The following is a 14,662-nucleotide window of genomic DNA, read 5'->3' on the forward strand; positions in this document are numbered from 1 at the left end:
GCGGCATATGGGCGTTATCCGGTCTAGGCCCCTGTCTCCATCGGCAAGTCGGGATCGCGCGTCCATTCCGACATCGAGCCGTCATAGACGGCAACCGACGGATGGCCGAGCCGGGTCAGGGCGAGCGCGTTCATGGTCGCCGAGATGCCGCCGCCGCAATAGCAGATGGCGCGCGGCTTTTCGAACGCACCGACGGCCTCGTAGAAGCTTCGCAATTCCTCGTCATCGCGATAGCTGCCGTCCTCCTTCAGGAGCGACGCATAGGGCACGTTACGGCTGCCCTTGATGTGGCCCTTGCGGCCATAGTTCGTTTTCGAGGTGCCGTCATGGAGGCTCGGCGAAAGCGCATTGATGGTGCAGACCGCGCCGTCGCCGATTGCCGCCAGCACATCGTCCTTGTCGGCCCAGGCGCCCGGCTGCGCAGTGAGAGAAAGCGTCTCCGGCGAATATGAGTGCGTGCCCGCTTCGCTCGGTCGCCCCTCCGCCTGCCATTTGCCGAAGCCGCCATCGAGAACGGCGGCATTGTCGAAACCGCAGGCGCGCAGCATCCACCAGAAGCGCGTGGCCCACATTGGGCTCTGCGCCGAATAGACGACGACGCGCGTTTTTGGACCGATGCCTGCCTTGCCGCATGCCGCGGCGAAATCCTCGACCGCCGGCATGGTGAAACCGAGCGACGATTTGTGATCGGAAAAGTCGTGCGCGAGATCGAGAAAGGCTGCACCCGGTATATGGGCCTTTTCATAGTCGGCGCGACCGCTCTCGACCCTGTAAGGGCCGGGCGTCGCGGGCAGCAAATGCACCGTCGCATCGAAAATCCGCAAATCCGGATCGCCGAGATGCGTCTCAAGCCAGGCCGTCGATACAAGGCCTTTTCCATCCCATTCAGTCATCATGTCCTCCCCTTGCTTTGTTCTCGTTTTTTGTCGAACTCCCTCAGGCTACATAACCGGGCAGAACAATCAATTGGAGGGTGGCGTCCGAAGAGGACGCGGCCGGCGGGGAGTTCTAATGAAACATGATGAGGTTGTGCAGGGACGGCGCCTGAACCTATCGGAAATGTAAACCGGACATGAACGGACGTTTAAGCGTTCGTCCAGATGTCGTGTGCACACTTGCTCCCATGCTGACTGTGGAGGTTTGGCATGCGCATTTGGCTCATGACGGCGACGCCGTCCGATCAGATACCCGAGACTCTTTTGATACGCGGCGTCAACGACCGTGGCGAGCGTATTGCGTCTCATCTCTCCATCGTCCTGTCCGCGGAACTGAGACAGCTGATCGCGCGTTTGTCGCGGGACGCGGATCTGCCCCTCTGGCAGCAGGAAATCGTTATCGCCCTTCGCTACACGGCGGAAGAGTCGCGGCCTCTCTATCGGCGAACCGGCAACGGTTTGCAGCCCGTGCTCGATGCCGGCGGGACTCCCGTCTGTGAGAACGTGCTCAATGTCAGCGCGATCTGGCCGATCTTCGACCTCGACGTTCATCGCGCCTGCGCCCATAGCGCCGTGAACTGCGAAGAGCTCGAGGCGCGCGGCTAACGCCTCTTAAACGGCAAATTCCCGGCGCATAGCGGCGACCATTTCCGCCACGGTGCTCTCGATCAGGGTCCTGCCCTTTTCGGCCGAGGCCGCGCGCGCAGGCGCCAGCACGCCGGATAACGGCACGCCGCGGCCGTCCTGCGGATAGACGTCATGTCCGGGAAACTCTCCCAGCGCATCCTCGGGAATTGCATCGAGATCCACGAGTTGCGGCTGCAAGGCGAGCATCATGGATGTTTCGAGAAGCGCGGCATGCTCCAGATCGACGCCCGGAAAAACGCCCTCAAACATGCTCTCCAGCACGTCCTGCGGCGTGTAATTCCAATATTCGCAGCGCAGGATCTTCATCTGTCCTTGCATCGGCGCGAGGTCTCGCAAGGCGAGATCGATCCCTTCCGTCAGAAACCACTGGTTCTCGACATGGCCGTTGACGACGACAATACGGCGCGCGCCATGCCGCGCCAGCTCGCGCAGAATATCGCGCAGCGTCGCCGTCAGCGTTGCGCCGTCGAGGCTGGTCGTGCCGGGAAAAAGCTGTCCGCCGCCGCTGCGCGCCTGCGACTTGTAGCCATAGCGCAAGGCCGGAAGCTGCAGACCGTCCAGCGCATCGGCCACGCGCGCCGCCATCGCCTCGGAGAGAATGGCATCGCAGCCCATGGGCAGATGCGGCCCATGCTGCTCGAGCGCGCCGACCGGCAGGAAGATGATCGGATTGTCCTTCAGGCGATCCCGATAGGCCGTCCAGGACATGAGGTCGATCCGCCGATGGGCATATTCCGCGTCGAACATTCGAAACCTCGCTTTCAGCGCATCACCGCGCCGCCATTGGGACTGATGACATCGCCGCAGTAATAGCTCGCGCGCGACGACGCCAGAAAGAGAATGCTTTCGGCAATCTCGCAAGGGTCCGCATAGCGCCCAAGAGGGATCTCATCGGCATCCTCCTTATGGCCGGGTGCTTGCGCTTCCTTTTCAAGCAGGGGCGTGCGCGTCGGGCCGGGCGCCACGGCATTGACCCTGATCGACGGCGCGAACTCGCGCGCCAGAGAGCGCGTCAGGCTGATGACGCCGCCCTTTGCCGCCGTATAGGGCGCGAAATGCGCGCGACCGCTCAAGGCAAGTTCCGATGCGATGTTGACGATCGCTCCGCCTTGCGCCCGCATATGCGGGATCGCCGCCCGGCAGCAGAGAAAGACGGATTTGAGATCGGTATCGATGATCGCATCCCAGTCTTCCTCGGTGGTGTCAAGAAAGGGCTTCACCTGTGAAATGCCGGCATTGTTGACCAGCACATCGAGCCTGCCGGTCTCTTTCGTCAATCTGTCGACCATGTGCTGCACGGCATGGGCATCGCGCACATCGGCTTCGCAGTCGACGAGCTTTCCCGGCGCGTCGCGCAACGCGTCCGCCATCTCGGCAAACAGGGGCGATTGATCGAGATGATTGACGCCGACCGTTGCGCCATCCCGAAGGAAGGCTTCCGCCGCCGCCCGGCCGATACCCGTGACGGCGCCCGTCACGAGTACCGTTTTGCCGGCGAATTCCATCGCGGTCTCGCTCACGCTCTTTCCTCTCACACGACGGTCAGGAAGGAGACGCCATGCACGCCCAGAAAGCCGTCGGCGCGATGGGAGCCTTCGCCGATCGAGCCTGCGTCGAACGCTTCGATGCGCCTGGTACGGTTGGCATGAAACGAACGCCACAGCTCGCTATAGGGCAGCACCTGCGGGGCGTCCGCCGGATAGGTCTGGCGATGCACCTCCGGCAGCTTGTACCAGGGGATCGTGGGGCCGTCGTGATGCACCGAGTGATAGCCGAAATTCAGATTGAGCAGGTTGAGCCAGGGATAGCGCACGGAAATGAGGTTCGAGTAAGTGTGGTGCAGGTCGTAATCGTCGCCACCGCGCCCCTCACGAGAGACCTTCTCATTCGCATCGTCGACGAGGAAGAACTCGTAGTCATGCGCATAGGCATCGGCGATGAAAAGCTCCGTGAGGAAAATCATATAGGCGACTGCGTAACCGAGCAGCGCCCAGGGGCTCAGCATGAAAAGGAAGACGAAGAACGCACCGCGGGTGAGCCCCACGAAGAGCACGCGAAGCCGCTCGGAGGCGAATTCCTTCTTGATGAAAGGCCGTGCCACCACCTGATAATGCATGATGAGCTCGACTGCCGGGACGTAGCACCACTCCAGCGCATAGACGAGGCGGCGCAACCAGCCCGGCGCCGTCTTCAGAAAGACGCGCGGATCGAAATGCGCCAGGTCCGCCTTGTCGACATGATGGCGCATATGCATGCGCACGATACGGCTGATGGGCGCATAGGCCCCGCCGCAGAACCATGAAAGCATTTCGGCGACGACGACCGTGAGTTTGCGGCTCCTGAATATCGCCATGTGAGCGAGATCATGGATCAGATAGGCCGCGACGATCAGCGAATGGGCGACAAGCAGCGTGCCCGCGATCCACGCGATCGGATTGGCGAGCGCCAGCAGCGCGATGCCGGAGACATGCGCGACGGCGACATAGGAAAAGGCAAGCGTATTCGGGATCGCGCCATCGCTGTGACGCCAGAAAGTGGACTGTGATGACATGACCGGGCTCCTCATGACGGGAAAGGCAACGCCCGGACGATACGAAACTATCTCTAAAATTACAACTATTTTTACCTGTTTTTTTATTGCTGGTTTTATGTGCATATAGACGAAAATATCGGCAGGGAAAAATATGAAGAAATCTGCGAATTCAGCCGAACGTCATGAACGCCGCCACAAATTCGTCCAGGCACTGAACGCCATGGACGGCACATGGGTCCGCTTCCTGCAGGACAAGGACATCCTGGATATCAATTACTCGGATCTCTATACCGGCCTCTGGGCGGCGGAAGCCCCTTTGCGCAAACAGGAAGCCCTGCTCCTCATGCGCCATCTCAGCCCGCAGACGGCCAAGAAGTATCTCGACAACGCCATTGCCAAGGGGCTCCTCGTCGAACTGCCGGATCCAAGCGACGGGCGTGCCAAGCTGATCGCCCTCTCACCGGACCTCAAGGCCCGGCTCGAGGATTTCTTCGACAATGCGATCGAAATCTTCCGTAAGGCGCTGATGTAAGGTGCTGGCCGAATGAGAGACGTCACACGGGAGTGTCATTCCCCGGCGGGGACACCTCATCGGCGGCCGCACATGTCCTCAACAAAGTGTTGGGGTGCTTAAGGCCGGAACAAAGGGATATGGGCAATCTCAACCGGCGAAATCCGACCTGCCTTGCGCTCCGGAATCCTGGGGACTTCCAAGTGCTGATTCATGTCTCCTCCCTAAGAGATTGAAATCTCGAGCGGCGGCAGAGCGCCAACCGTGACGGATACTTCGTCGCCCGAACACAGGAAGCTGTTTGAGACAAACCCCACACCCCCGGGCGTGCCGCTGCATATGACGTCGCCGGGTTGAAGTTCGATCGTCTCGGAAATCTTCGATACGCATTCGCATACTGAAAACAGCATGTCGCTGGCGGTAGCAGTCTGACGCAACTCGCCATTGACCCTTGTCTCAAGCCGGATGTCCGGGTTGCGCAACTCTTCGTCGGTCAGGAATTGAATCCCCGGACCGAGCGGCTTGAATCCCGGAAAGCTCTTCGACGCGAGAAGCAATTGCGTGGACTTGTCGCCCGTTTCGCGCAGGGCGGCGGCCTGCACGTCTCTGGCGGAAAGGTCGATGACGCCTGTCAGCCCCGCGACATAGGCCGGCGCATCGGTGACAGCTATGCCACCAGCCGGCGTTTTGCGGCCCATAACAATTCCGATTTCTCCCTCATAATCGACCTGGTCGGCGGCGGACGACGGCAAGGCCACTGTCGTACCGGGCGTCGTGGCCGGAAGCCCCTTTTCAAGCGGAGCGAACATCAGCACGCCCGGTGTTCCCATTTTGGCTTCTCTGGCATGTTCCTCGTAATTCACCCCGACAAGGACGAACAAACCGGGCTGAAACGGGAGACCGATATCGAAGTCGTCCCGCTCCAGCGGGATAGCTTTCGACAAGGCGGCCAGACGTTCCAACTCGCCTTCCACTTCTATCTCTGCGATGAGTGTGCGGCCGGGGGCAACCAGATCGTATTCGCCGCCGCATGAGCGGACGATCCCGGCATCGCTCTGGAAGAAAGCAGTATCCGTCATTTCTTGTACTCGATGACAGAGAACGGCTTTAGAGAAACGCTTTGGAACCTGTAGTCCGCTCCGGCCTTGGCAAGGGTCAAACGCCAATCCAGGACAGCTGCGATCTCCTTGACGCTCCCACTCTCATCCGGCTCTAGGCGGGTGACGGTCATAACGGCGGTCGCCTCGATTTTTTCCTCCGTCACTGAAACGAGCCTGACATTGTTAATGCAGTGGCGCGTCGTATAGGTCGCGCTCTGTCGGTCGGTCATATGCCGGCGAAACCCCTCCAGGTCGGCCTTTCCCATATGCGATTCGAAGGCAAGATCCTCTGTGCATAGCTCAACGAGAGAGGCGGCCTGTCCGTTGTCCAGTCGGTATGCAAATTCCGACAGCATCGCGCCGACAGCGCTCTGTGCGAGCGGGTTCACCATCACACTCATTGTGAAGCTCCTTCTGGTTTTCCGTGAACTCTTCGCCGACCGTATGGGCTTGCCCCCACGTCTTCGGCCAACCCACCTAACCTCGCGCCGCGACATGGCCGTCCGGACGCACCAGAATCCATTGGCCTGCTTTCAGCTCGAGCGCTTCCGCCACCCGGGCCTTGTTTGCAGCGAAAGACTCGCTCGAAATGTCTAACACCTTCGTCGGCATACCGAATGTCGGCTGGGTTACGGCGGGAGCACTGCCATCCGTGAACAGGGTGTAGGCGTCATAGGCAATAACATCGAGCGTCGACGCGACACCCGGCATCCCCTCCAGTACGACATGCGGCAGACGGGCGCCGGGCAAGGCGCGCGGCTCGAAGGAGCCCGCATCATTATCCGGCGTTGCTCCTGATGCTGCGGAGAGCGCGCAGCCGCCGTGATAAATGAAGCCCACCTCCATACCGGGCGCATCGAAATGATCGCGCTCATTCTCGACGGCTTCGTTGACGCGCGCCCTGATCGCTTCTCCTTTTTCATCGGGAGCCGATGCGGCTTCAAGGAGTTCGTGGATTGGCTGGTTCAAGCCCTTGGCAGGATCGAGACCGATGGCCGTCAGGATATTTTGAAGACCGTCATTGTTGGAATAGCTCTTGTCGCAATTTCGTTGGGCAACGGGCTTGCGTTCGATCTCGTAGCTGTCGAGAAGCTCGTCTGCGGCACTACCCTGCAGGCGGGCTGCAATCTTCCAAACCAGATTGTGTGCATCGCACACGCCGGAATTGAGACCGAGGCCTCCCGTCGGCGGGAAACGGTGCGCGGCATCCCCAAGCAGAAATACATTTCCCACCCGATAGCGCTCGGCAACCTGCGCCGACATATTCCAGACACCCTTGTACAAGAGCTCGTAGGGAACATCGGGACCGAACAACTTGTCCAGCATACCGGCACAGCGTGCGTCGTCATAGCTCTCAAGCGGGCCGAACAACGGCACCATGAAGACCGTCAGATTTTTTGGATCGTGCACGATACATGTGCCGAATATTTCCGGATCCAGACACCAGTAGAGGAGGACCTCCCGCTCGCCGACAATCTTCGTCAGATCGACCTTGCAGCTCAGATTGAGGAATTGCGCGATCGTCTCGGGACCGTTTTTCTTCACACCAAGCGCTCGCGCGACAGGACTTCCCGCGCCATCGGCTGCAAGCGTATATGCGGCCTCAATACCGACCTCGGTTCCATCGGGCGCCTGAACGAGGCTCGTGCCGTCTTTCCGGAATCCTTTCCATTCCCATCCCATGCGGATATCCGCCCCATCGAACGAGGCGGCTTTTTCCGCCAGGGCCATCTCCAGTTTCGGCTGGGAAATATTTGCAACGCGGTCTTGCGACATATTCATTCGCGCAAGAAGTCGCCCCTCGTCGCCCAGCAAGTCGAACTTGCCAATGGGCGCGCTTTTGAGATCGGTACTCCAGGTGACGTACCGGGCCTGTGGATGGCTGTTGAGCGCGTAAATCTCATCCATCGGCAATCCCGCCTGCCGGAATATCTCCATCGAACGCGTGTTGACGACATGTGCGGCCGGCGCGGGCTGCGGACCGGTACGCCGCTCCACGAGAATATGAGGCACACCCAGCTGCGATAGCAGGATCGAGGCTGTGAGGCCGGTGGGCCCGCCACCGATGATGAATAGCTGCGTGGTTTCGGTGTTGACTACGGTTTGCATGCGAGCACCTGGTTCAAGTGTTTCTCAAGGACAGGGACAACACCATCGGAGTTGAGAGCGAGAAATTCGGGTGTCTTGTTTTCGCGCGCGATCAGGTTCACGCCCCTGCTGCGCCATTCGACACCCTTTTCCGCCAGGGCCAGACGAACCTTCTGCGAGCAGGTCGACATCTCATTGCGATAAATCTCGAGCATGACCGGGGTCCTCATGCTCGCTTTGGAGCGGATCCCAGCTTGATAAGCTCGCTCTCGGGATCCCCCGCTTCATATCGCTCGCACAGCACGTCCGGGTCATAATCGACACCAATGGGGTTTTCCGCGAACTCGCCGGTCTCCATGAACGCCCGAAACTCGTCATCGGTTTTGAAGTTGTCGATCTGAAGCTCGATATGGTTCCTGTCCGGATCCTCGTAGTACATCGACGTGGTCGGCCCATGGTTGATGCACCAGATCGGGAGAATGCCCTCGCCCTTCAGCCGCTTGTAGGTGGACAGCAGGTCACCCATGCCAGCGTAGGTGAAAGCGACATGGTGCATGCCCGTCCGCGGCACCTCTCCCTTCTCCTCGATGACCGGCATCTTCGCGATCGCGATCCTGTGATGCTCGTCGTCATAAGTCAGAAAGCTGATCGCTTCACTTGCGTGAACGACATGCGCCCCAAGAACCTTTTCGTACCAGGACACCATGTCCTCGTAGCGTTTGGCCTGAAAAACGATATGAGCCAGCTTCGCTGGCGACACGATTTTCGTGTCGTTCAGCGACCGGGAATTCTGCTTTGGCATGGAGCCCTCCTCCGTTTTCTTTTATTTATAAGTCTATCAATTTAAGAGAGTCAAGACGCCCCTTTGCGGCCGGCACTCACGCAAGGCGGCCGCGTGCTATACAGTGCCCTCCGGAACGGATGGACAATTCATGACTGAGACAGATTCGCCCAAACGCAGGAGAGGAAGGCCGTCGAAAAATTCGTCCGGGTCGGACAAGGATCAGAAGCAGGAGATTCTCGCGGCGGCTGAAAAGGAGTTCAGCGAAAAGGGCTTTGACGGGGCCTCGGTGTCGTCCATCGCCAAACGCGCCGCCACCGCCCAGCCTTTGATCAACTACTATTTCGAGTCAAAGGCGCAACTGTGGGAAGCCGTCATTGAGAACATATATGAGGCCCTGCAGCTGGCACTTGCCAATCCCCTTGAAGATGAAAAGGACAAGCTCTCCGTCTTCCAGGATCTTATCCGCAATTTCGTCCTGTTCTCGGCATCACGCCCTTCAGTGGCGCTGATCATCGCGTCGGAACTCAGGGCGCCGGGGCCTCGGCTTCAGTTTCTTGGCAAAAACTATATTTCGGGGCTGGAGCGAAGCATCATGCAACTGGTGTCGCAGGCCTTCGGGATCAGCCCCCGGGACAAGCGGCTAAAGCTCTTGTTCCCCATGATCCTAAGCACCTGCGCCGGCCCCTTCCTGCATCAGTCCTATGTGACCGAACAACATAAACTGGACCCCACCGCCCCTCGTCAGGCCAAGCTCTATGCGGATATGGCCGTCGAGTTGCTGACGTCAGGCCTGAAGACGCTCTCCGGCGAGTAGCACCAATCGCAAGTCGTTGAAAATTGGCTTGAGAATGATCAGCGCGCTGCGGAGATGAGGGAGCGTGCTCCGGCTCTTTCGGCCAGTGAGCGCGGTGATTTCTTTCCATCGCTTCTCGTTCAACTCACGGGGCCGCCTCCCCTGCCCCTGTGCACGACCTGAAAGGCGCAGGAACAAAACGCGCCTTCATTCCTCGCCAAGAAGCTCTTCGCCTTCCCCGATCGCCTCCGCCAGGGCCACGAGTTCGGTCTGTAGCGCCGCAAGCCGAGACGGACCGAACCGTTCGGCATACTGGTCCAGGACAACGCGGGTTCGCTTGGCCGTCCGGTCGACGATCGCACGGCCCTGTGGAGATATCTTGATGATAGATCGGCGCCCGTCGGCGGGGTTGGTAAACCGTTCGACCAGGCCGCGCGCCACGAGGTCGCGCAAGATACGCGTCACGGTCGGGGCGTACAGCAGAGCGGCGCGCGCCAGGGTGGAGGCATCGACCGGCCCCTGATCGACCAGGACGCGAAGAACCCGCCACTGTTGGTCGGTCAGTCCGACCTCCCGCAACATCGGACGGATTGGGCCCATGACAGCCTCACGCGCTGCCAGCAGGGTTCCCGCGAGGGATTGTCGATAGGGCGGAAGGGGGCGCTTGTCGTCGGTCATGGCGGATAAGATGCACCGGTGCACCGCGTTTGACAAGTTATCATGATAAGTATATATACGCGCCTGTAGGGAGTGACCAGCATGATCAGCGGCATTGCATATGGCGTGGTTCTCAATGACAGGCGACAGCTCCGGGAGCTGGGCAGCCGGCTGAATGATGCCCCCTACCTTGGTGCGCCCCAGGCTCCTGTGATGTTCATCAAGCCGCGCACCTGCTTTCGCTTCCACGGCGCTGCCATTCCCATGCCGGACGAGCTCGAACGCGTGGAGGCCGCCGCCACCCTGGGCTTGCTCTTCGACCGGGACGTCACGAAGGCCCAGCCGGCCAATGCTCTGTCGGGCGTGGCGGCTGCATGTCTGGCCCTCGAGGTCTGCGAGCCACACGACACGCTCCACAGACCTGCGATCCGTCAGCGATGTCGCGACGGCTTCCTGCCGCTGGGCGCCTTCACAGCGTTCGAACCGGCGTTCGCGACCGCAGATATTCACACAGCAATCGACGGCAGGCGCCGACACACATGGTCCCTCTCCGACCTGGCGCGCCCCGTCCCCGAACTCGTGGCAGCCATCACGGAGTTCATGACGCTGCGCGCCGGCGATCTGCTCATAGTCGGGCTGCCGGGCGACGCGCCAACGGTAGAAGCGGGCGAACAGATCGAGGTGACAGCCCAAGGTCTTCCGGCTTTGGCGACCGTCGTGCAACGCGGCTCCATCCAATGAAGCGCGCGAGGATCGCCTGGCAAGGCCGCGCGGTCTGGGCCGATCTGGTCGACGACGACCAGTGGCTCCGGCTGGCTAATGGAGAACGCGTGGACGCGGCGCATGCCCACTGGCTACCACCGGTGACGCCAGGCGCGACGATCTTCGCGCTGGGGCTGAACTACGCCGACCACAGCGCCGAGCTCGGCTTCGCACCGCCGAGCAGCCCCCTTGTGTTCCTGAAAGGTCACGCGACATTTGTGGGGCATGGCGGAACCGCACGCTGTCCGGTCGACGCTCGCCAAATGCATCCGGAATGCGAACTCGTGGCGGTGATAGGGGCGCCCGCCCGCAAGGTTCGAAGCGAGCATGCGATGGATTACGTGGCCGGCTACACGATCGCCTGCGACTACGCCATTCGCGAGTATCTGGAAAACTACTATCGGCCAAATCTTCGGGTGAAGAACCGCGACGGCTGTACGCCCATCGGGCCATGGATCGTCGATGCCGCCGAGGTGGGCGATCCCCAGGCCCTGGCCTTGTCGACCCACATCAATGGTGCCCTCGTGCAGGCCGGTCGCTCACACGACATGGTGTTCGGCGTCTCGGCGCTCATCGAGTACCTGTCCGACTTCATGACCCTCATGCCGGGAGACATGATCCTCACCGGCACGCCTCACGGCGTGGCCTTTGTAAAACCCGGCGACCGGGTCATCTGTGAGATCGAAGGCATCGGGGCGCTTGCCCACGACGTGGAGGTAGACCGATGAGCCTCTACCAACTGAGCAAATTGCTCTATCAGCTCAACCGCGACGACAACCTGAAGGCGAGGTTCAAGATTGACCGGGCCGGCGCGGTGGAAGGCTACGACCTCACCGCAGAGGAACGCAGCGCCGTGCTCGATTCCGATATCGGACTTCTCTATGTGCTGGGGGTCAACGGCCAAATCCTTATGCACTTCGCCGCGCTCTGCGGCGTGGAGTGGTCCGACTACCTGCAGCAGATGCGGGACGGGGTGAAGCGACACGGCCCCGTCCGGGCCGGTATCTATACGATGACGACATCGCCAGATGAAAAGGTAGTGGAATGAGCCTCGTCTTCGCGGGTGTCTGCAGCCATGCGCCGGGTATTACGGGCCGCGATGAACGCGCCCCGGCCGACCTGCGCGACGGCCTTTACGCGGCGTTCGGGGACATGCAGCAGCGCCTTCACGCCGCGCGTCCGGATGCTGTCATCGTCGTGGCCGCGGAGCATTTCGCAAACTTCTTCATGGACAACATGCCCGCCTACGCCATGGGCATGGCGGAAACCTATACCGGCCCGATTGAAGATCCGGACTGGCTGCGCATTCCCAAACGCGTGGTCCGGGGGGCGCCGGACCTCTCTCGTCGCCTGGTGACCGAAATTCTGGAAACCGTCGACATCGCCTATGCCGAAGAATGGCGCTTCGACCACGGCATTATGGTGCCGCTGCATTTTCTCGATCCCGACAACGCGCTGCGGATCATCCCGGCCAACATCAACTGTCAGGGTCCTCCCCTGACGCCGCTTTCGCGCGTCTGGGCGTTCGGCGAGGCGTTGCGCCGGGCCGCCGACGCCGTACCGGAGCGCATCGCCCTGGTCTGTACCGGCGGAATATCGCACTGGCCGGCTACGCCCGACAGCGGGCGCATCAACGAGGTTTGGGACCGCGAATTTCTGGACCGCTGGACACGCAACGATCGGGCGGGGCTGCTCGGCTATACGGACGCGGAAACTTATGCCGAGGCCGGACAGGGCGGGTTCGAGATCCGTACCTTCATCGCCGCCGCAGCAGCCGCCCGGGGGACCGGAACCGTCCACTACTATCAGCCGATCCCGATTTTCGCCGTGGGCTGCACCGTTGCCACCATGGAGATCGTGTGATGGCCCATGTCGTCGTTGAATGGACGGACAATCTCGAAGGTCAGGCGGACATCCATGGCCTTCTGGCGCTCATCGCCGCCACGATGCGGGAGGGCGAGATGTTCCCCTGGGGCGGAATCCGGGTCCGGGCACTAAAGCTCACCGACTATGTCGTGGCCGACGGGCGTGCCGACGACGCCTTTGTCCATATCACCGTGACCATGGGGGCCGGCCGCGCGGTGGAAGCCAAGCAACGCTTCTTCGACGACCTCTTCGAGCGGGTGAAGAGACACTTCGCGCATCTGTATGAAACCCGCTACCTCGCACTCTCACTCTATGTGGAAGAAGCCGACGAACAGGTCAGCTTCAAACACAACAACATCCATGTCCGTTTCCGGAGCGCGCCCTGATGGCACTCGACCCCGCCCTCATTACAGACCTGGCAAGACGACTGGACGCGGCCGAACGCGCGGGCGTTCAGCTGGATCTGTTCTCCCTTGCCCATCCAGAGATGACGATTGAGGACGGCTATGCCGTGCAGAGCGCCTGGGTGGCAGCCAAACAGGATGCCGGCCGCACGATCATCGGTCACAAGATCGGATTAACGAGCCGCGCGATGCAGCGCAGTTCGAACATCACCGAACCGGACTACGGCGTCCTGCTCGACGACATGCTGTTTGCAAACGGGCAGGACATCCCCTTCGGACGCTTCATCGAGCCCCGCGTCGAGGTAGAACTCGCCTTCATCCTCAAGAGGGTGCTGAAAGGCCCGAACTGCACCATCTTCGATGTCCTCGATGCCACCGATTATGTCACACCGGCGGTTGAGATCATCGACGCGCGAGTCCGCCGGGTGGACCCCGCCAGCGGCGTCACCCGGAAAGTATTCGACACCATTTCGGACAACGCCGCCAACGCCGGTCTGGTGCTGGGTGGACGCCCGATGAGACCGGACGCCGTCGACCTGCGCTGGGTAAGCGCACTCCTGCATCGCAATGGCGTCATCGAGGATTCAGGCGTGGCTGCTGCGGTGCTAGGCCATCCGGCCCATGGCCCCGCCTGGCTCGCCAACAAACTCGCCGCGCATGACACGGCCCTGGAGCCGGGCGAGATCATCCTGGCGGGCAGTTTCACGGCGCCTCTATTCGCCCAGGCCGGCGATACCTTCCACGTGGATTACGGCCCCATGGGGTCCATCTCGGTGCGCTTCACATGAACCCGATGATCGCAGCCCTTTCTCAGGGCCGACCCCTGATCGGCCTGTGGCAGGCTCTGGCGAACGCCTATACGGCCGAGATATGCGCCTCGGCGGGCTATGACTGGTTGCTGTTCGATGGCGAGCACGCGCCCAACACCCTGCAAACTCTCCTCGCGCAATTGCAGGCGGTGTCGGCGGCTCCCGTCGAGGCAGTCGCCCGGCCACCGGTCGGCGAGCCGACGGTCATCAAGCAATATCTCGACCTGGGTTTCCGTACCCTGCTGATCCCCATGATGGAGAGCGCCGAGCAGGCTGCCCGCATGGTGGCGGCAACACGCTACCCGCCGACCGGTATACGCGGGGTGGCCGGTTCGACCAGCCGGGCCTCGCGGTTCGGGGCGGATACGGACTACCTGAGCACCGCGCACGAGCACCTTGGTTTGATCCTGCAGATAGAGAGTCGTGCAGGTCTTGACGCCATCGAAGAGATTGCGGCGGTCGAAGGGGTCGACGCCTTGTTCATTGGGCCTGGGGATCTTGCAGGTGCGCTCGGACATCTGGGAAATCCACGCCATCCCGATGTGCAGACGACGATCGACGCGGCGATCGAGCGAACTCTGGCCGTAGGATGTCCGGTCGGGATATTCGCCCTCGATGCGGAGGATGCGCGTCGGCGTTTCGCGCAAGGCGTAACCTTCGCCTCGGTCGGCACCGACATCGGTCTGCTGGCAGGCGGAGCGCGTGCGCTGCGGCGGGCGATGGACTGAGATCGGACAGCCGGGAGCGAACTTGCGACCGGCGTTTAGCTGCG

20 protein-coding genes are annotated in these 14,662 nt (G+C 61.2%); 10 read left to right on the forward strand and 10 right to left on the reverse strand.

Annotation, left to right across the window (positions count from 1 at the left end; translation table 11 throughout):
• Positions 1–23: 23 nt before the first annotated feature.
• A complete protein-coding gene (locus ACSSVQ_RS09225) occupies positions 24–893 on the reverse strand; it encodes a sulfurtransferase (RefSeq protein WP_454182525.1) in 870 nt (289 codons plus the stop codon).
• Between the two features lie 252 nt (positions 894–1,145).
• Here ACSSVQ_RS09225 and ACSSVQ_RS09230 point away from each other — a divergent pair, with 252 nt between their 5' ends.
• Positions 1,146–1,541, forward strand: a complete 396-nt coding sequence (locus ACSSVQ_RS09230) for a hypothetical protein (protein ID WP_454182527.1) — start codon at positions 1,146–1,148, stop codon at positions 1,539–1,541.
• 6 nt (positions 1,542–1,547) lie between these two features.
• On the opposite strand, the gene ACSSVQ_RS09235 is transcribed toward ACSSVQ_RS09230, so the two are convergent.
• Genes ACSSVQ_RS09235 through ACSSVQ_RS09245 form a run of 3 tightly spaced genes read right to left on the reverse strand, consistent with a single transcriptional unit; the run spans position 1,548 to position 4,134 of the window.
• Positions 1,548–2,330, reverse strand: coding sequence for a creatininase (locus ACSSVQ_RS09235; RefSeq protein ID WP_454182529.1), 783 nt, complete (start codon positions 2,328–2,330; stop codon positions 1,548–1,550).
• A 14-nt stretch (positions 2,331–2,344) separates the two neighbouring features.
• Positions 2,345–3,103: an SDR family NAD(P)-dependent oxidoreductase gene (locus ACSSVQ_RS09240; RefSeq protein ID WP_454182531.1), complete on the reverse strand. Its 759-nt coding sequence runs from the start codon at positions 3,101–3,103 to the stop codon at positions 2,345–2,347.
• 11 nt (positions 3,104–3,114) lie between these two features.
• The gene (locus ACSSVQ_RS09245) at positions 3,115–4,134 is read right to left on the reverse strand and encodes a fatty acid desaturase family protein (protein ID WP_454182533.1); all 1,020 of its coding nucleotides are present in this window, start codon (positions 4,132–4,134) and stop codon (positions 3,115–3,117) included.
• 133 nt (positions 4,135–4,267) lie between these two features.
• On the opposite strand from ACSSVQ_RS09245, the gene ACSSVQ_RS09250 reads away from it, so the two are divergent.
• Positions 4,268–4,648 (forward strand): hypothetical protein, encoded by a 381-nt coding sequence (locus ACSSVQ_RS09250; protein WP_454182534.1) that lies wholly within the window; start codon positions 4,268–4,270, stop codon positions 4,646–4,648.
• A gap of 203 nt (positions 4,649–4,851) precedes the next feature.
• Here the strand turns inward: ACSSVQ_RS09250 and ACSSVQ_RS09255 are convergent, their stop codons facing one another.
• The 5 genes from ACSSVQ_RS09255 to ACSSVQ_RS09275 all read right to left on the reverse strand — a co-directional run bounded on the left by ACSSVQ_RS09255 (position 4,852) and on the right by ACSSVQ_RS09275 (position 8,617).
• Entirely contained in the window at positions 4,852–5,706 is an 855-nt protein-coding gene (locus tag ACSSVQ_RS09255) for a fumarylacetoacetate hydrolase family protein (protein ID WP_454182536.1), read from the reverse strand.
• On the reverse strand, positions 5,703–6,128 hold the full coding sequence (locus ACSSVQ_RS09260) for a nuclear transport factor 2 family protein (RefSeq protein ID WP_454182538.1): 426 nt from the start codon (positions 6,126–6,128) through the stop codon (positions 5,703–5,705). The genes ACSSVQ_RS09255 and ACSSVQ_RS09260 overlap by 4 nt, the downstream gene beginning before the upstream one ends.
• 76 nt (positions 6,129–6,204) lie before the next feature.
• Positions 6,205–7,836 (reverse strand): FAD-dependent monooxygenase, encoded by a 1,632-nt coding sequence (locus tag ACSSVQ_RS09265; protein ID WP_454182540.1) that lies wholly within the window; start codon positions 7,834–7,836, stop codon positions 6,205–6,207.
• Entirely contained in the window at positions 7,824–8,030 is a 207-nt protein-coding gene (locus ACSSVQ_RS09270; RefSeq protein WP_454182542.1) for a glutathione S-transferase family protein, read from the reverse strand. Before ACSSVQ_RS09270 ends, ACSSVQ_RS09265 begins: the two co-directional genes overlap by 13 nt.
• A gap of 11 nt (positions 8,031–8,041) precedes the next feature.
• On the reverse strand, positions 8,042–8,617 hold the full coding sequence (locus tag ACSSVQ_RS09275) for a VOC family protein (RefSeq protein WP_454182544.1): 576 nt from the start codon (positions 8,615–8,617) through the stop codon (positions 8,042–8,044).
• A gap of 130 nt (positions 8,618–8,747) precedes the next feature.
• Between ACSSVQ_RS09275 and ACSSVQ_RS09280 the strand changes: the two genes are divergently transcribed.
• Positions 8,748–9,413 carry a TetR/AcrR family transcriptional regulator gene (locus tag ACSSVQ_RS09280; protein ID WP_454182546.1) on the forward strand — a complete coding sequence of 222 codons (666 nt, stop codon included), beginning with the start codon at positions 8,748–8,750 and terminating at the stop codon, positions 9,411–9,413.
• Between the two features lie 186 nt (positions 9,414–9,599).
• On the opposite strand, the gene ACSSVQ_RS09285 is transcribed toward ACSSVQ_RS09280, so the two are convergent.
• A complete protein-coding gene (locus tag ACSSVQ_RS09285; RefSeq protein WP_454182548.1) occupies positions 9,600–10,070 on the reverse strand; it encodes a MarR family transcriptional regulator in 471 nt (156 codons plus the stop codon).
• Between the two features lie 81 nt (positions 10,071–10,151).
• On the opposite strand from ACSSVQ_RS09285, the gene ACSSVQ_RS09290 reads away from it, so the two are divergent.
• The 7 genes from ACSSVQ_RS09290 to ACSSVQ_RS09320 are packed head-to-tail and all read left to right on the forward strand — an operon-like array spanning position 10,152 to position 14,618.
• Entirely contained in the window at positions 10,152–10,790 is a 639-nt protein-coding gene (locus ACSSVQ_RS09290; RefSeq protein ID WP_454182550.1) for a fumarylacetoacetate hydrolase family protein, read from the forward strand.
• On the forward strand, positions 10,787–11,539 hold the full coding sequence (locus ACSSVQ_RS09295) for a fumarylacetoacetate hydrolase family protein (RefSeq protein WP_454182552.1): 753 nt from the start codon (positions 10,787–10,789) through the stop codon (positions 11,537–11,539). Before ACSSVQ_RS09290 ends, ACSSVQ_RS09295 begins: the two co-directional genes overlap by 4 nt.
• Positions 11,536–11,859, forward strand: coding sequence for a hypothetical protein (locus ACSSVQ_RS09300; RefSeq protein ID WP_454182554.1), 324 nt, complete (start codon positions 11,536–11,538; stop codon positions 11,857–11,859). The genes ACSSVQ_RS09295 and ACSSVQ_RS09300 overlap by 4 nt, the downstream gene beginning before the upstream one ends.
• On the forward strand, positions 11,856–12,674 hold the full coding sequence (locus tag ACSSVQ_RS09305) for a DODA-type extradiol aromatic ring-opening family dioxygenase (protein ID WP_454182556.1): 819 nt from the start codon (positions 11,856–11,858) through the stop codon (positions 12,672–12,674). Before ACSSVQ_RS09300 ends, ACSSVQ_RS09305 begins: the two co-directional genes overlap by 4 nt.
• Positions 12,674–13,063, forward strand: coding sequence for a hypothetical protein (locus ACSSVQ_RS09310; protein WP_454182558.1), 390 nt, complete (start codon positions 12,674–12,676; stop codon positions 13,061–13,063). The genes ACSSVQ_RS09305 and ACSSVQ_RS09310 overlap by 1 nt, the downstream gene beginning before the upstream one ends.
• Positions 13,063–13,869, forward strand: coding sequence for a 2-oxo-hept-4-ene-1,7-dioate hydratase (hpaH, locus tag ACSSVQ_RS09315; protein WP_454182560.1), 807 nt, complete (start codon positions 13,063–13,065; stop codon positions 13,867–13,869). The genes ACSSVQ_RS09310 and hpaH overlap by 1 nt, the downstream gene beginning before the upstream one ends.
• Positions 13,866–14,618, forward strand: coding sequence for an HpcH/HpaI aldolase family protein (locus ACSSVQ_RS09320; RefSeq protein ID WP_454182562.1), 753 nt, complete (start codon positions 13,866–13,868; stop codon positions 14,616–14,618). The genes hpaH and ACSSVQ_RS09320 overlap by 4 nt, the downstream gene beginning before the upstream one ends.
• Positions 14,619–14,662: the final 44 nt, after the last annotated feature.

It is taken from the genome of Parvibaculum sp. MBR-TMA-1.3b-4.2 (assembly GCF_053628815.1).

Coding starts and splice junctions, on each gene's coding strand:
- ACSSVQ_RS09225 (WP_454182525.1), bottom strand. CDS start 893: ATGACTGAATGGGATGGAAAAGGCCTTGTATCGACGGCCTGGCTTGAG.
- ACSSVQ_RS09230 (WP_454182527.1), top strand. CDS start 1,146: ATGCGCATTTGGCTCATGACGGCGACGCCGTCCGATCAGATACCCGAG.
- ACSSVQ_RS09235 (WP_454182529.1), bottom strand. CDS start 2,330: ATGTTCGACGCGGAATATGCCCATCGGCGGATCGACCTCATGTCCTGG.
- ACSSVQ_RS09245 (WP_454182533.1), bottom strand. CDS start 4,134: ATGTCATCACAGTCCACTTTCTGGCGTCACAGCGATGGCGCGATCCCG.
- ACSSVQ_RS09250 (WP_454182534.1), top strand. CDS start 4,268: ATGAAGAAATCTGCGAATTCAGCCGAACGTCATGAACGCCGCCACAAA.
- ACSSVQ_RS09255 (WP_454182536.1), bottom strand. CDS start 5,706: ATGACGGATACTGCTTTCTTCCAGAGCGATGCCGGGATCGTCCGCTCA.
- ACSSVQ_RS09260 (WP_454182538.1), bottom strand. CDS start 6,128: ATGAGTGTGATGGTGAACCCGCTCGCACAGAGCGCTGTCGGCGCGATG.
- ACSSVQ_RS09265 (WP_454182540.1), bottom strand. CDS start 7,836: ATGCAAACCGTAGTCAACACCGAAACCACGCAGCTATTCATCATCGGT.
- ACSSVQ_RS09270 (WP_454182542.1), bottom strand. CDS start 8,030: ATGCTCGAGATTTATCGCAATGAGATGTCGACCTGCTCGCAGAAGGTT.
- ACSSVQ_RS09275 (WP_454182544.1), bottom strand. CDS start 8,617: ATGCCAAAGCAGAATTCCCGGTCGCTGAACGACACGAAAATCGTGTCG.
- ACSSVQ_RS09280 (WP_454182546.1), top strand. CDS start 8,748: ATGACTGAGACAGATTCGCCCAAACGCAGGAGAGGAAGGCCGTCGAAA.
- ACSSVQ_RS09285 (WP_454182548.1), bottom strand. CDS start 10,070: ATGACCGACGACAAGCGCCCCCTTCCGCCCTATCGACAATCCCTCGCG.
- ACSSVQ_RS09290 (WP_454182550.1), top strand. CDS start 10,152: ATGATCAGCGGCATTGCATATGGCGTGGTTCTCAATGACAGGCGACAG.
- ACSSVQ_RS09295 (WP_454182552.1), top strand. CDS start 10,787: ATGAAGCGCGCGAGGATCGCCTGGCAAGGCCGCGCGGTCTGGGCCGAT.
- ACSSVQ_RS09300 (WP_454182554.1), top strand. CDS start 11,536: ATGAGCCTCTACCAACTGAGCAAATTGCTCTATCAGCTCAACCGCGAC.
- ACSSVQ_RS09305 (WP_454182556.1), top strand. CDS start 11,856: ATGAGCCTCGTCTTCGCGGGTGTCTGCAGCCATGCGCCGGGTATTACG.
- ACSSVQ_RS09310 (WP_454182558.1), top strand. CDS start 12,674: ATGGCCCATGTCGTCGTTGAATGGACGGACAATCTCGAAGGTCAGGCG.
- hpaH (WP_454182560.1), top strand. CDS start 13,063: ATGGCACTCGACCCCGCCCTCATTACAGACCTGGCAAGACGACTGGAC.
- ACSSVQ_RS09320 (WP_454182562.1), top strand. CDS start 13,866: ATGAACCCGATGATCGCAGCCCTTTCTCAGGGCCGACCCCTGATCGGC.